The organism is Ktedonobacter racemifer DSM 44963 (assembly GCF_000178855.1).
Taxonomy (GTDB): Bacteria; Chloroflexota; Ktedonobacteria; order Ktedonobacterales; family Ktedonobacteraceae; genus Ktedonobacter; species Ktedonobacter racemifer.
On record NZ_ADVG01000004.1, the window covers coordinates 64,766 to 77,454 of the forward strand.

13 protein-coding genes are annotated in these 12,689 nt (G+C 55.4%); 7 read left to right on the top strand and 6 right to left on the bottom strand.

Translation table 11 applies throughout. From position 1 onward, the window contains the following. Positions 1-45: 45 nt before the first annotated feature. The 3 genes from KRAC_RS41700 to KRAC_RS72500 all read left to right on the top strand — a co-directional run bounded on the left by KRAC_RS41700 (position 46) and on the right by KRAC_RS72500 (position 3,996). A complete protein-coding gene (locus KRAC_RS41700) occupies positions 46-1,692 on the top strand; it encodes an alpha-keto acid decarboxylase family protein (RefSeq protein ID WP_007917800.1) in 1,647 nt (548 codons plus the stop codon). 430 nt (positions 1,693-2,122) lie between these two features. After that, positions 2,123-3,055: a manganese catalase family protein gene (locus KRAC_RS41705; RefSeq protein WP_007917801.1), complete on the top strand. Its 933-nt coding sequence runs from the start codon at positions 2,123-2,125 to the stop codon at positions 3,053-3,055. 698 nt (positions 3,056-3,753) lie between these two features. Next, positions 3,754-3,996: a prephenate dehydratase domain-containing protein gene (locus KRAC_RS72500; protein WP_007917808.1), complete on the top strand. Its 243-nt coding sequence runs from the start codon at positions 3,754-3,756 to the stop codon at positions 3,994-3,996. Between the two features lie 128 nt (positions 3,997-4,124). Here the strand turns inward: KRAC_RS72500 and KRAC_RS41715 are convergent, their stop codons facing one another. From KRAC_RS41715 to KRAC_RS41740, 6 genes are all read right to left on the bottom strand, one after another. Further along, entirely contained in the window at positions 4,125-5,036 is a 912-nt protein-coding gene (locus KRAC_RS41715; RefSeq protein WP_007917809.1) for a metal ABC transporter permease, read from the bottom strand. After that, positions 5,033-5,944, bottom strand: coding sequence for a metal ABC transporter permease (locus KRAC_RS41720; RefSeq protein ID WP_007917810.1), 912 nt, complete (start codon positions 5,942-5,944; stop codon positions 5,033-5,035). The genes KRAC_RS41715 and KRAC_RS41720 overlap by 4 nt, the downstream gene beginning before the upstream one ends. Continuing rightward, complete coding sequence (locus tag KRAC_RS41725) at positions 5,925-6,791, bottom strand: ABC transporter ATP-binding protein (protein ID WP_007917811.1); 867 nt, start codon at positions 6,789-6,791, stop codon at positions 5,925-5,927. Before KRAC_RS41725 ends, KRAC_RS41720 begins: the two co-directional genes overlap by 20 nt. A gap of 52 nt (positions 6,792-6,843) precedes the next feature. Beyond that, positions 6,844-7,785, bottom strand: a complete 942-nt coding sequence (locus tag KRAC_RS41730) for a metal ABC transporter solute-binding protein, Zn/Mn family (RefSeq protein WP_007917812.1) — start codon at positions 7,783-7,785, stop codon at positions 6,844-6,846. 283 nt (positions 7,786-8,068) lie between these two features. Further along, positions 8,069-8,416: a hypothetical protein gene (locus tag KRAC_RS41735; RefSeq protein WP_007917815.1), complete on the bottom strand. Its 348-nt coding sequence runs from the start codon at positions 8,414-8,416 to the stop codon at positions 8,069-8,071. A gap of 80 nt (positions 8,417-8,496) precedes the next feature. Then, complete coding sequence (locus tag KRAC_RS41740; protein ID WP_007917817.1) at positions 8,497-8,787, bottom strand: RNA recognition motif domain-containing protein; 291 nt, start codon at positions 8,785-8,787, stop codon at positions 8,497-8,499. A 191-nt stretch (positions 8,788-8,978) separates the two neighbouring features. Here KRAC_RS41740 and KRAC_RS41745 point away from each other — a divergent pair, with 191 nt between their 5' ends. The 4 genes from KRAC_RS41745 to KRAC_RS41760 all read left to right on the top strand — a co-directional run bounded on the left by KRAC_RS41745 (position 8,979) and on the right by KRAC_RS41760 (position 12,688). Continuing rightward, positions 8,979-9,572 (top strand): hypothetical protein, encoded by a 594-nt coding sequence (locus KRAC_RS41745; protein WP_007917819.1) that lies wholly within the window; start codon positions 8,979-8,981, stop codon positions 9,570-9,572. 224 nt (positions 9,573-9,796) lie between these two features. Further along, positions 9,797-10,756 (top strand): metal ABC transporter solute-binding protein, Zn/Mn family, encoded by a 960-nt coding sequence (locus KRAC_RS41750; protein WP_007917821.1) that lies wholly within the window; start codon positions 9,797-9,799, stop codon positions 10,754-10,756. Positions 10,757-10,774: 18 nt separating this feature from the next. Then, positions 10,775-11,641, top strand: a complete 867-nt coding sequence (locus tag KRAC_RS41755; RefSeq protein WP_007917823.1) for a metal ABC transporter ATP-binding protein — start codon at positions 10,775-10,777, stop codon at positions 11,639-11,641. A 39-nt stretch (positions 11,642-11,680) separates the two neighbouring features. Then, entirely contained in the window at positions 11,681-12,688 is a 1,008-nt protein-coding gene (locus KRAC_RS41760; protein ID WP_007917826.1) for a metal ABC transporter permease, read from the top strand. Position 12,689: the final 1 nt, after the last annotated feature.

The following is a 12,689-nucleotide window of genomic DNA, read 5'->3' on the forward strand; positions in this document are numbered from 1 at the left end:
GAAAGGTAGCTCAATCGCTCTTCCACGAGAGAAAGGAACGCTTCAATGAAACAACGTGTCATCCACTATGTGCTCTCGCGGCTGCATCAGCTTGGCATCACCGATATCTTTGGGGTTCCCGGTGATTATGCCTTCCCCATCGATGATGCCATTGATGAGGACCCAAACCTGCGCTGGATTGGCTGCTGCAATGAGTTGAACGCGGCGTATGCCGCCGATGGATATGCGCGCATCAAAGGCGTGGCGGCAGTCAGTACCACCTACGCGGTTGGCGAACTGAGCGCGCTCAATGCGATTGCTGGGGCGTATGCGCAGCACGTCCCTGTTTTCCACCTGGTGGGTATGCCCAATCGAGCCACGCAGCGCGCACGAGCACTGGTCCACCACACTCTTGGCAATGGCGAGTTTGACCTCTTCTATCGGATGGTCGAACCTGTCGTCTGCGCACGAGCCATCTTGACCCCAGAGAACTGCGCATCTGAGACCGAACGGCTGATTGCGGCTGCCCTCTCTCAGCGCCGACCGGTCTACATGGCTTTCCCTGCCGATGATGTCAATCAGCCCGTGCTCGGAATGGCTACACCACTGCCCATGCCGCAGAGTGACCCGGCGGTCCTTGAAGCTGCGATCGCGGCCATCGTGGAAAAGGTGACCCGAGCCAGGACGGCATGTATTCTTCCTGGCTTTCTCGTCGCACGAGCCAACCTGCGCCAGGAGCTGGAAGCGGTCATAGACCACTCCGGGTTGCCCTTTGCCACCATGTTCAACGATAAGAGCACGCTTGATGAGACGCATCCCTCCTCTATCGGCATGTATGATGGTCAACTGATGAATCCCGAAGTGCGTGCCTTCGTCGAAGACTGCGACTGCGTCCTGGGTGTGGGAGCTCTTTTAACGGATTTCAACACGGGAGCATTCACAGCACGTATTGATCGCACAAAGAGTATCAATATGCTCTACGATCATGTGCGGGTAGGCCATCAGGTCTTTGGGCATGTGTGGATGAAGGATGTGTTGCAGGAACTTGCCCGCCGGTTGCCCAGGCGTTCCGATGTGAAAGGACCACCAGTCAGCGGACTGGGACCCCCCCAGGGCACGAAGGATGGGAAAATCACCGCCGAGTATCTCTATCCTCGTTGGGAGCAGTTTCTCAAGCCGCATGATATCCTGATCACCGAGACAGGCACCTCCTCGATGGGCATGGCCTTCGCGCGGATGCCTGCGAACACCGTCTTTCACAATCAGGCTCTCTGGGGCTCCATCGGCTGGGCCACTCCAGCAGCCTTTGGGGCCGCTGTTGCCTCCCCGCAGCACCGGACCGTGTTGATCACGGGGGAAGGTTCCCATCAACTCACTGCGCAAGAAGTGGGCCAGTTCGCTCGCTACGGACTCAAGCCCATCATTTTTGTCCTCAATAATCATGGCTACCTGATTGAACGCCTGCTCTGTAAGGATGGAGAGAAAGCCTACAACGATGTGGCGGCGTGGAATTATCAGCAGGTACCAGCGGCCCTCGGGTGTGACAACTGGTTTGTGGCTAGAGTCACCACCTGTGGCGAGTTGGACCGTGCCATCGCTCGTGCCGAAACGGGTGAGACGGGAGTCTATATTGAAGTGGTGACGGGCAAGTACGTCGCCCCGACGCTCGCGCTCAAGATCCATGAAGCTCGCGGCACGCTCTATATGCAGTGAGCGAGACGTTGCTCCGCGGGGCCAGGCTCCTGAGATGGAACTGGCCCTATTGGAACGAAAGCACAGAAACAGGGGGGGTTGCCCTTTTCTCTGTGCAGAAAATAAAGAGCGGTCGCCAGATCAACCCATCCTTCACCAAGAGTGAGACAGACCGACGTTTGAGGGCAAAACCAGCTAAGGTTTCGGGTCAATTACCAGCCATCAACAATCTTCATCACGCTCTTCCTACCAGTGCAGCCAGTGACGCACGATCACCACCATCAATTGGGCCACCACCGCCTGCAACAGCCCTCAGACATACCAGTTAACACGCTTTCGCTTCAACGATAGAGGTTAATAAGTTGTGGTTCAGCCTATGATGGAAATAAAGTGATTTCTTCCCCAAGAGGAGACGGGTGTGCTCCTCTTTACGAGACAAGAAGGAGAAAATATGTTTTTCCATGTACAGAAGCTGATCAATGAAATTGTGCCCGATGAACCAGATCCGGCTGCGGCTAATGCGCTTCAGGAGGGATTGGGCGGCCAATTTGGTGAAATGCGCACCATGATGCAGTACCTCTTTCAAAGCTTCAATTTTCGCGGCAAAGCCAAACCCTATCTCGATGTCATTCAAGGCGTAGGCATCGAAGAGATTAGCCATGTGGAACTGATCGCGACCACAATTAACCGGCTCGTGGATGGATCTCCGCGTTATCAGGGCAAGGAAATGGGCGAAGGGCGCAACAGCACTCCGCTCAAGGTTGCGCTTGATCGGAATGGTCAGGGGCATGGCAATATTCATCATTTCCTGGTCGCTGCTCAGGGAGCAATGCCAGTGGATGCCGCCGGAAATCCCTGGTCGGGCTCGTATGTCTATAATAGCGGCAATTTGTCGCTTGATCTGCTCTATAATTTGATGCTGGAAAGCACGGGGCGTCTCCAAAAGTGTCGTCTGTATGAAATGACCGCGAATAAGACGGCACGCTCCACCATCTCGTATTTAATTGTGCGTGATCACGCGCATGAGAATGTCTTTGCGAAGGCACTGGAGTCGCTGGGCGTAAATTGGAATAAACTGCTTCCCATTCCCAATTTCGATGCCACACAGTTCCCCGAAGTGAAGCAATTGATGGACAAGGGGCTTCACAACCAGCAGTACCACTGGCGCTTGGATGGCTCAGAGATGGCGAAGATTATTACCGGCCAATCCCCCTCGACGACCAGTGAGCACAATGGAGGCACCCTGCAGGTTCCCAAGCAGGCTCCTGAAGGCGTTCCATTCACGCCAGGGGACGTACGGCCAGAAGAGTTTGCTCCTGGTCTCTCCCACGATATTGAGGCGATGGCCGAACAGGTGATGCAGGCAGCAAAACACGTGCGGTAAAGGACGATACAGGCTCTAGCTTGCTCTTTCCTCTCCTTACGCGATGCGTACTCCATGCATGTCAGTTCAGATTGCTGGACGAGTGGAAACGAGTATCGTCCGTGCTTCTCTGCATGGTATGGCTCCTGGCCACGTGAGGGTGAATGCTGGACGAGTCTTCAGACTCGATCCGTGCCAGTGCGAACATGTTGTTGTCCCCTACTCTCACAATACCGCCAGGAGATCGCTTTTTTTGCCACAGAGCCAGAGGGCTGCCGATCATGGCAACCTTCGCGACCTGGTCCTCCCACTTCAGCAGGAGCCACCATCACAATAGGAGACCATGGCAGAGACAGAAGCCTTTCGCCAGGCAGCACACCACAAGCAATCGTCATAGGGCTGCAGTTCCCCCACATACCGTTCCTCTCTCTACGCTTGGCACAAGCCTCCCCAGCACACTCAACTGCTGCTGCTCCTCTTCCTATTATGCACTTCTTTTCCCGCAAAACGCCTTGAACACGCCCATCAGGGAACAACGTGGTGGGCTTTTTCTTGGGCACAGGCATAGCACCCTCCTTTCAGATAGAGCACTTGATCAATATAGTCTAGCTATATCCCTATAATGACTCAAAAATACTATATAGCAGGTACCATTCTTGACAGATCACGTGAAAAGCTGACACAATCCCTCCAGATGACACATGGAGGAAAATCAATCAATGGTAGCATCTCCCAGTAAACAGTCGAGCACCAGTTGCGCGGCCAACATGATCAGTGTCGCCTTCCAGGGGGAGCGGGGAGCCTTTGGGGACGAGGCTGCACGGGCATATTTCCGCCAGGAGGGTCAGCAGGAAGCATCCTTTCAGCCCCATCATAGCTTCGCTGATGTCTTTCGCGCTGTCAGCGCGGGCGAGGTAGATTACGGGGTAGTGTTGCAGAAATTTTTAAGCCCATCAAAATGATGCATATTCGAAAATCGTCTTAGGGTAAAACAAGCAAAAGATGTACCTCTTTCTCCTGAAAACGCTTCTGTTGCTGCTGTCCTACGCTTTGTTTTGATGGGCTCAAAAATTTTTGCAACACTACCCTTTCATGCGTGTGAGATCTCTTTCTTTGTCCTTGCGATCTTCACCATGCGACCGCTTCCCCCGACTACTGCAATATAGCTCACAAAGGCTAGTAGACTAATACAGACACTGCTCGGATATCCTGTGTAGAAACCGATGGCAATGCCGATCCAAGTGAAAGCGATGGCGAGGACAGCGGCAAACCCAAGGGCCGCAAAGGGGCGGCTGACAACCTGATATGCAATGGCTGCCGGCAAAAGCAACAGCGCAAATACCAGTAATGCTCCCACGGCCAGGGTTGCTTCACTCACCGTGATGGCCAGGAGCACCATAAACCCCAGACCAAGCGCACGTACTGGTACCCCATGAGCAGCTGCGACATCAGGGTCGAGGGATGCAAAGAGTAAGGGGCGTGCAAGCAGCAAGAGGACAAGTATTACCCCACCACTCACAAGTGCTATCGTTCGCAGTTGATCTGCTGATACCCCCAGAATATTCCCAAAGAGCACGGTGACCCCTGAAAAGCCCGTTCCTGTTCCGCTCACATGCGCGGTAAACAAGCTCAAAAAGAAGACGCCTAATCCAAGCACCCAGGCCAGAACCGTGCCAATCGCCACATCCCGCCCCCGCAAGCGCTCACCAAATCCACCCATCGCGAGCGCCACGACAACGGTGGTGATCATCAGGCTGAGGAAAGGGTTGATCCCCAAGGCCGCACCACCCAGTGCTCCGGTAAAGGCGACGTCCGAAAGCGATTCACCAGCGAAGGCCTGGTGGCGCAGGACGACAAAATAGCCAACCAGCCCGGCAACGATACTCAAAAGCGTTCCGGCAAGGAGGGCCTGGCGCATAAAGTCGTAGCTCAGCATCACCTGGAGATCCTGCCAGAGATTGAGGGTGAATGGGGGCAGTGCTGTTGCAGTGATGACGTTCATATGATCCCCCCTTCTCGTGAATGGATACGTCGGCGTAGAAGAGCCGTTTGGATGAAGCGCATGCCACGGACCAGGACATAGGTGACAAAGGCCAAAGTGGTGATAAAAAAGCCAACTGGATAGGGAGTGGCGTAGCCAATGGCGAGTCCGACCCAGGTAAAGAGCAGTGCTAAGGTGATCGCGACGAGCACAGCCACACCAGGGCGAGTCGTGACATATTGCGCAATCGCTGCTGGCGTGACCAGGAGGGCAAAGATGAGCAACACCCCAACGACCTGTACGGCGACGGCCACCTCCAGTGCCAGCAGCACAAGGAAGCCAAGGGAGAGGATACGCACTGGTACTCGGTGCGCCGCCGCTACATTGGGATCAAGGGAGGCAAAAAAGAGGGGGCGTGCGATACAGAACATAATGACGAGCAAAAGGAGCGTTGAGCAGGCAATGATGGTCAGATCAGTGTCGCTAATGCCGAGCACATTGCCAAAGAGGACCGTGTAGACGCTGCCTGCGTACTCGGCTGTGGAGAGGTGAATAAAGAGAAAGCCCAGCGCCAGCGAGGCGGTAAAAACGGCCCCGACCGCGATATCGCTCTGGCGGTTCTGGCGAGCCGCACTATTTAACGTCTGGATGCCCACCGCTGCGAGCAGGCCCGCGAGAAAGAGGCCGATGACGGGCGCGATCCCAAAGAGAGCGGCCCCCGTCGCTCCGGCAAAGCCGACGTTCGCCAAGCTATGTCCCGCGAAGCTCTGGTCGCGCAAGACCATAAAATAGCCCATCACTCCTGCCACCACGGCGACAAGCGTCCCCGCGAGATAGGCGTTTTGCATGAAGTGATAGTGCAAAAGGAGCTGGAGGTCTGCGATGAGGTCCCAGGAGAAGGGATTGGCATCAGCGAAGACGATGTGCATGATAGCTGACCTCCTCTTCGGGCTGCCCAACCACGACAATGCGCCCATCGCTGGCACGCAGAACCTCAATAGGCGTATTGTAGAGGCGCGAAAGTGTCTCCGTCGTGATCACCTCTTCTGGCCTCCCGACAGCAATCTGCCCATGCGCGACATACACCACGCGATCAACCGCCGACAGGATGGGATTGACATCATGCGCGACAAGGAGTACCGTGGCCCCCGTTTCACGGCTGATCTGGCGGATCACGCCCGCCACACCTTGCTGGTTGCGCAGATCCAGGCTGTCGAGAGGCTCGTCCAAGGCCAGGATACGCGGACGCTTGACCAGCGCCTGTGCGATCAGCAAGCGCTGCTGCTCTCCGCCGGAGAGCTCACCAATGGGCCGATCAGCGTACGCGCTTGCGCCAACAAGCTCAATGGCCTCCTGCACGCGTGCCGCAACTTCCCGTGCTTTACGGCGCTGAAGCAGCGGCAGGGGTAATCCCCAGTGGGCGCCGTCCAGCCCGAGGCGCACAATACTGCGCCCGCGCACACGCACATCGGCCTCAAAATGCCGCCGCTGGGGGACATAACCGATGACGGTATTTCCTCGTTGCGCGGGACGCCCAAGGACCGTGATGCTTCCAGCAGCGAGCGGAAGCAGCCCGAGGATGGCTTTGAGCAGCGTCGACTTGCCTGCGCCATTGGGACCCAGGATCGCCAGAAACTCGCCTGGCTGGACGCTCAGGTGTACCTGCTGCCAGATAGTACGCCCGCCCAGCATGACCGCCGCTTCTTCCACCTGGATAATGGGGGAAAGCGCGGTAGAGGTGGGAACAGGCAGAGGAGAAGAGGATATATCATGCATGCTGTGGTTCCCTCCATTGGCACGGCAAGCCCAGACTTGCCGTGCCAATGCGTTATTTGCCCGTCGCTTGGGCGAGGGCGGTTTCGATGCCTTGGAGTTGCGCTGACTGCCATTCCTCAAACGAGGCGTTCGCCGGGGTCAGTGTCTCAGTGATGGTGGCGACAGGAATGTTGTTGGCCTTCGCAAGGTTGATCAGGGCCTGGATATTATTGGGCGTATTCTGCGAGTTGTAGATCAGCACTTTGATCTGTTTCTGCTTGATCTGCTGCTCGACGGTCGCCTGGTCAGCGGCTGCGATATCTTGTCCCTCAGAAACGGCCTTGAGGTAGGAATATGGCGTGACCAGCTTCAATCCCAGGGCGGGCGCTAGGTAGGAGAAGATGCTCTCTGTCGCCCCGACCGGCGTCTCGCTATACTTTGCTTTGATGTCTGCGATCAGCGTATGATACTGCTTCAACCCGTTCGTGAGAAAAGCCTGATCCGACTGATCAAAGGCAGTGGCATCGCCCGGATCGAGCGTCTTGAGGTCGTCGCGAATCTTATTCGTCACGGCTGTCACATAATCGGGGTTGTACCACATGTGGGGATTATCACCCTCGTGCTTGCCATTGAAGTCGCCCACATTCAATTCTTTGCGCCCACTTGCCGGATTGGCCTTCAACAGCTTGTCTATCCAGGGATCATAGCCCGCACCATTGAAGATAACATACTGCGCATCAGCCACCACTCTGGCATTGGCGGTGGTTGGTTCATAGCTATGAGGATCGGCATTGGGATCGACGATCAGGCTGGTGACATGGACATGACTACCGCCAACCTGGGAGGCGATACTACCCCAGAAATTTTCGGCGGCCACCACTTCAATCGTCTTTCCACTACTGCCACTTCCAGTGGACGACCCCTGAGCGTTGCTCCCACTACAGGCCGCAAGGAGCAGCAGGAAAAACATACTGATAAGTGCAGACGGAAGCGCTACACGACGCGAGGGAGACATAGGATTCCTCCTTGAAGGAAATAGAAATATACACCATAGACAATAGATAAGTAAGAGCACCTGATGATTTGTAAAGATATCTTCTCATCGTTTCCCTGTGAAAAGTCTCTCCAAGGAAAATTTCAGGTGCTCCTTGCGCTATTTTGCTAGCGATACTGTATATCAATACGCTATTACAGTACCATTTATTGAGATGCAGTGTCAATACTTGTTGAGACGAAATCTCAGCAATCTCTCTGGTAAAATCCAGGCGTATGCTTCTGCAAACAGCAAAGGGCTGCGGCTAGTCATGTGTATGAGCCTGTGTTGAATGCATCGCGTGGTAGTGTCCCAGATCTGCCTCCATGGCCAGTTCATAGAGAACCACGTATGGCGCCTCCAGAAGCAGGTCTTTTTGTGTCTCAGGCTGATAGAGATCATAGGTTGCGATACAGGCTTGCGGGTCAGCCTGTGTATTCCAGAAGGAGTGTACTTCTAGCGCCTGCGCATCTCCGTCCTGCCTACACAAGATCTGAAGGCCACGATTCCCCCGCGCTTGGCGATACTGTTGGCTACAGTCTATTCGCAAACGCCTGAGATAGTTCGTCAGATTCTCACTGGCAATTCGACCATGCCATATGCGTATCAGCATACTACTCATCCTTCTCCAGGTAAGACCAGTGTGGTCCTGGCAAGCGGGGCCAGGACCACATCGGTTTGAGAGAGAGGCTTTTACCTGGCTTGCTCTCGCGTAGATATCGGCCAGCGTTCTGGTGACTCAGGACGCTCACGAGCCTCTGCCACCGTTAGAGCCCTTCCTCCAAGCCTCTTTCCATTCAGTTGCTCAATAGCGGCTCTGGCATCTTGCTCATTCAACATATCCACAAAGCCAAAACCTTTGCTCCGTCCGGTCTCCCGCTCCGTGACCACACGGACCCTCTGCACTCGACCAATCTGGGCAAAGAAATCACCCAATTCCTGGTCGGTTATCCGATATGACAAGTTTCCTACATACAGTCTCATGCTTTTTTCTCCTGTCTGTTCACGCTCTCCGCAGCAACAGAGAGTCTCCTTGTAGACCATGTTGTTCCAGGAAAGAGTCTTCGCTGGCACACCGCTGCCTACTAATGATATAATGTATCATTAGTAATTGCAAGCATCTTTGAGATCTTTTTCAACCGCATATGGCTTCATCTTATGCACAGGAGGAACATATGACGCATCAATTTCATCTTGAAGGCTCTCAACGCCCTTTACACCTCAAGAAGCAGGGAGCCGCGCTTTTCAATCAACAAATGTGGTGTTGGGGGCAGGATATTCGCCGTGCAGAAGGCAATCTCTTACTCGAATATGGCTTTACACGTCGGAGGCCGCCAGAAGAGGTCGTGGGCAGCAGTTCCTATGTTCTTCAGACGCAAGAACAGCACACCGTTACCCTCTGGGGATTTGGTCTCTTTTACACCCATTCCCCCTCTGAGGGCATCTTTCTCAAACGGTATAGCTTCACGCCTCGCCTGGCTCTCAATGTCGAATGGCCTCTGGACGCCTGGGCACTGGATCAGCTTCCGGCGCTCTCGCTTCCATCAAGCCCGCGAAAATGTCAGGCCGTCAATTCTCTCCTCACTTCTTTACTCTCCTGGATCAGTGCCTACGAGACCTGGGTGCTTCAAACGCAAGGCCTGGCCTATCGCTATCAGTGTCTCGCCGCCTGGGGAGAAGTCGCTTGTCCCGCTGAGGCGATAGTGTCTCAATGGCAGCACCTTGCGGATGCCTATACAGCACGCTCCAGAGCTGAGAAGAGCAGGTAGAACATTTCTCGCCTCCAGAAAGTCTCAGAACGATCAGCTCCTCTCTCTCCTCCCACCTATATGAGCATCTGTTCATGTAATAAAGTAGTGACTTTTACTAGAAAATTTGCGCAAATAGGCTTATTTTCCCTTGACATGGCTATTGAATGATGGTACAGTGTCTCGGAAGTTAATGATATTGTGTATCATTAACGCAGCGAATTCCTTTTCTCTTTGGAGGATACATGTCACGTATGGAGAAGGCGTTACGACCCAAACGCCGATTGTCAGTCAGCCGTCGCTGTTTCGGCATCTTGCTGTTCCTTGGTCTGCTCCTGCCATTGGCGGCCTGTGGAGGAGAGAGCCAGGCCAGCAACGCCAGCGGATCGAAAGTCGTAAGCGTCGTCGCGGGCGAAAACTTCTGGGGCAGTATCGCCACACAAATCGGTGGCAAACACACTTCCTTCAAGAGCCTGGTGAGCTCACCAACCGGCGACCCACACGACTACGAGAGCACCAACGACGATGCGCGTGCTATCGCTCAGGCGGATTACGTCATACTCAATGGCGCGGGCTATGATACCTGGGGTAGCAAGCTGCTGGATGCCAACCCCTCCGATACGCGCAAGCTGCTCGATGTGGGCAAGCTGGTGGGCAAGAAAGAGGGCGAGAATCCCCACCTCTGGTATAACCCGGAGTATGTGCAACAGGTCGCCAAACAGATCACCGCTGACTATAAGGCGATTGATAGCGCTGATGCCAGCTATTTCGAGCAACAATATAGCGCCTTTGAGGTGGCTTTGAAGCCCTACCTCGACAAGATCACCGAGATCAAGTCGAAGTATGCAGGGAAGCCCATTGGCATCTCTGAATCCATCTTTATCTACATGACAGACGCCCTGGGGCTCAAGGTAATCACGCCGGAGGCTTACTACACCGCCGAGGCCAATGGCTCTGAACCTCCTGCGAACTCTGTCGCTGAATTCAACGACCAAATTACGAAGAACGAGATCAAGGTCTTTATTCTCAATGTGCAGACTATCGATAACAGTGTCAAAAACCTCCAACAACAGGTGGCAAAGGCTGGTATTCCCGTTGTCGAGGTCTCCGAGACGGTGCGCCCCGCCAATGGTAAGTTCCAGGATTGGCAGCTTGCTCAGCTCGACAAACTTGAGCAGGCCCTGAGCCAGAGGAGCAAGAGCTAGCCAGAGAGGAGTGAGGAAATGACAGGTGCAGCAGAGACAGAACACGCCAGGCAACACGCTACCGAGACAACGACCAGGCAGAAACAAGAGGTGTGCGCTAACGTGCTTGAAGCGTATGGCCTGACAGTGCGGCAGGGAGGCCGCACCATCTGGCGCGAAGCCTCCTTCACTATTCATACAGGGGAGTTTGTCTGCGCGCTTGGCCCCAATGGCGCGGGCAAAACCACGCTCTTGCGCCTGGTGCTCGGCCTGATGTCGCCAGCGCAAGGGGAGATACGTGTGCTGGGAGCGCAACCGAGACGCGGCAATCCCTTGATCGGCTATGTCCCGCAGAGGCGCACCCTGGACGCGCACCTGCGAGTGTGCGCACGCGATTTTGTCATGCTGGGCCTCGATGGGCATAAATGGGGCATTGCCTCGCCTTTTGTCACCCAACAACAGCGTCAAGCGCGCCGCGAACTGGTGGAGGCGGCGTGTGAGGCGGTCGGAGCGACCGGGTACATCAATCGTCCGGTCGGACAGCTCTCGGGGGGTGAGCAGCAGCGCCTGCTCCTGGCTCAGGCCATTCTGGGCCAGCCACGCCTGTTACTGCTCGACGAGCCACTGGCGAGCCTGGATATCCGCAACCAGTACGCCATCGCTCGGCTGGTTGGCAAGGTCACCCAGGAGCGTCAGATGACGGTCCTCCTGGTCACTCACGATATCAACCCGCTGCTGTCAATGACGCAGCAGGTGCTCTACATCGCACAGAAGCAAATCGCGCTCGGCACGCCCGAGGAGATTATTTCGACTGAGCGTCTCTCGCGTCTCTACCGCGCACCCGTTGAGGTCATGCGCGATAGCCGGGGGCGCGTCCTGGTCTCTGGTTTAGAGTTGGGAAGATGAATACTGACACAGAAGAGAGAAGGAAGGAACTTCAGACTGATGCTGCACACGATCAATTTGCTTCTCCCATTCCTGTCCCAGCTACAGGTAAGACACGGCCTGGTCGTAGCGAGTAGCCCGACCCTGTCCTGGAATCTGCTCGCCGACTTCGGGGAGATCTTTCGCTATGCCTTTATGCGCAATGCATATCTCGCGGGGACGCTGGTGGCGATTGTCGCTGGCATTGTTGGCTATTTTGTGGTCCTGCGCGGACTCTCCTTCGCTGGCCACTCGCTCTCGCACATCGGCTTCGCGGGTGCGACTGCGGCGATCCTCGTAGGGGTGAGTTCGCTCTACGGCCTCCTGGCCTTCACCATTGGCAGTGGCATGATGATGGGATGGCTGGGGAAACGCTTGCAGGGGCGCGACGTGGTCACAGGGATTGTCCTGGCCTGGATGCTGGGCCTGGGGGTGCTCTTCCTCTCACTCTACAAGGGGTATGCGACCGAGGCCTATGCCGTGCTCTTTGGGCAGGTGCTCGGGATCAGCCAGCGCGACGTCATCATTACCTTGATCACGACCATTGTGACGCTCGTCGTCTTGTTTGCGATCTACCGCCCCTTGCTCTTTGCCTCTCTCGACGAAGAGATCGCCGAGGCGCGAGGTGTGCCAACCCAACTGCTCTCATTGCTCTTTATGGTGGTGCTGGCCCTGGCAGTGACCGCGGCTACCCAGGTCGTCGGCGTCCTCATGATCTTCGCCCTCCTGGTCACGCCCGCTGCGATTGCCGAGCGCCTGACCTCACGCCCTCCTCTCACAATTCTCTGCTCCGTCGTGCTCTCCATCCTCTTCACCTGGCTGGGACTGACGGTCTCGTATTATCTCCCCTACCCCGTGAGCTTCTTTATTACCACCTTTGCCTTTGTGACATACGTCCTGGTACGCCTTCTCCCCATGCTCCTACGCAAGCGAGGCGCGCAGCGCGAGGCTCTAGAAGAGCCAGGAGACGAGACGCTGTTCGCGCCACAGGACACAGAACTATCGCTCGCTCCTTCACAGGGCGCTTGAC

Bases quoted from the DNA above. Each gene is read 5' to 3' on its own strand.
- KRAC_RS41700 (WP_007917800.1), top strand. From the start codon at position 46: ATGAAACAACGTGTCATCCACTATGTGCTCTCGCGGCTGCATCAGCTT.
- KRAC_RS41705 (WP_007917801.1), top strand. From the start codon at position 2,123: ATGTTTTTCCATGTACAGAAGCTGATCAATGAAATTGTGCCCGATGAA.
- KRAC_RS72500 (WP_007917808.1), top strand. From the start codon at position 3,754: ATGGTAGCATCTCCCAGTAAACAGTCGAGCACCAGTTGCGCGGCCAAC.
- KRAC_RS41715 (WP_007917809.1), bottom strand. From the start codon at position 5,036: ATGAACGTCATCACTGCAACAGCACTGCCCCCATTCACCCTCAATCTC.
- KRAC_RS41720 (WP_007917810.1), bottom strand. From the start codon at position 5,944: ATGCACATCGTCTTCGCTGATGCCAATCCCTTCTCCTGGGACCTCATC.
- KRAC_RS41725 (WP_007917811.1), bottom strand. From the start codon at position 6,791: ATGCATGATATATCCTCTTCTCCTCTGCCTGTTCCCACCTCTACCGCG.
- KRAC_RS41730 (WP_007917812.1), bottom strand. From the start codon at position 7,785: ATGTCTCCCTCGCGTCGTGTAGCGCTTCCGTCTGCACTTATCAGTATG.
- KRAC_RS41735 (WP_007917815.1), bottom strand. From the start codon at position 8,416: ATGCTGATACGCATATGGCATGGTCGAATTGCCAGTGAGAATCTGACG.
- KRAC_RS41740 (WP_007917817.1), bottom strand. From the start codon at position 8,787: ATGAGACTGTATGTAGGAAACTTGTCATATCGGATAACCGACCAGGAA.
- KRAC_RS41745 (WP_007917819.1), top strand. From the start codon at position 8,979: ATGACGCATCAATTTCATCTTGAAGGCTCTCAACGCCCTTTACACCTC.
- KRAC_RS41750 (WP_007917821.1), top strand. From the start codon at position 9,797: ATGTCACGTATGGAGAAGGCGTTACGACCCAAACGCCGATTGTCAGTC.
- KRAC_RS41755 (WP_007917823.1), top strand. From the start codon at position 10,775: ATGACAGGTGCAGCAGAGACAGAACACGCCAGGCAACACGCTACCGAG.
- KRAC_RS41760 (WP_007917826.1), top strand. From the start codon at position 11,681: ATGCTGCACACGATCAATTTGCTTCTCCCATTCCTGTCCCAGCTACAG.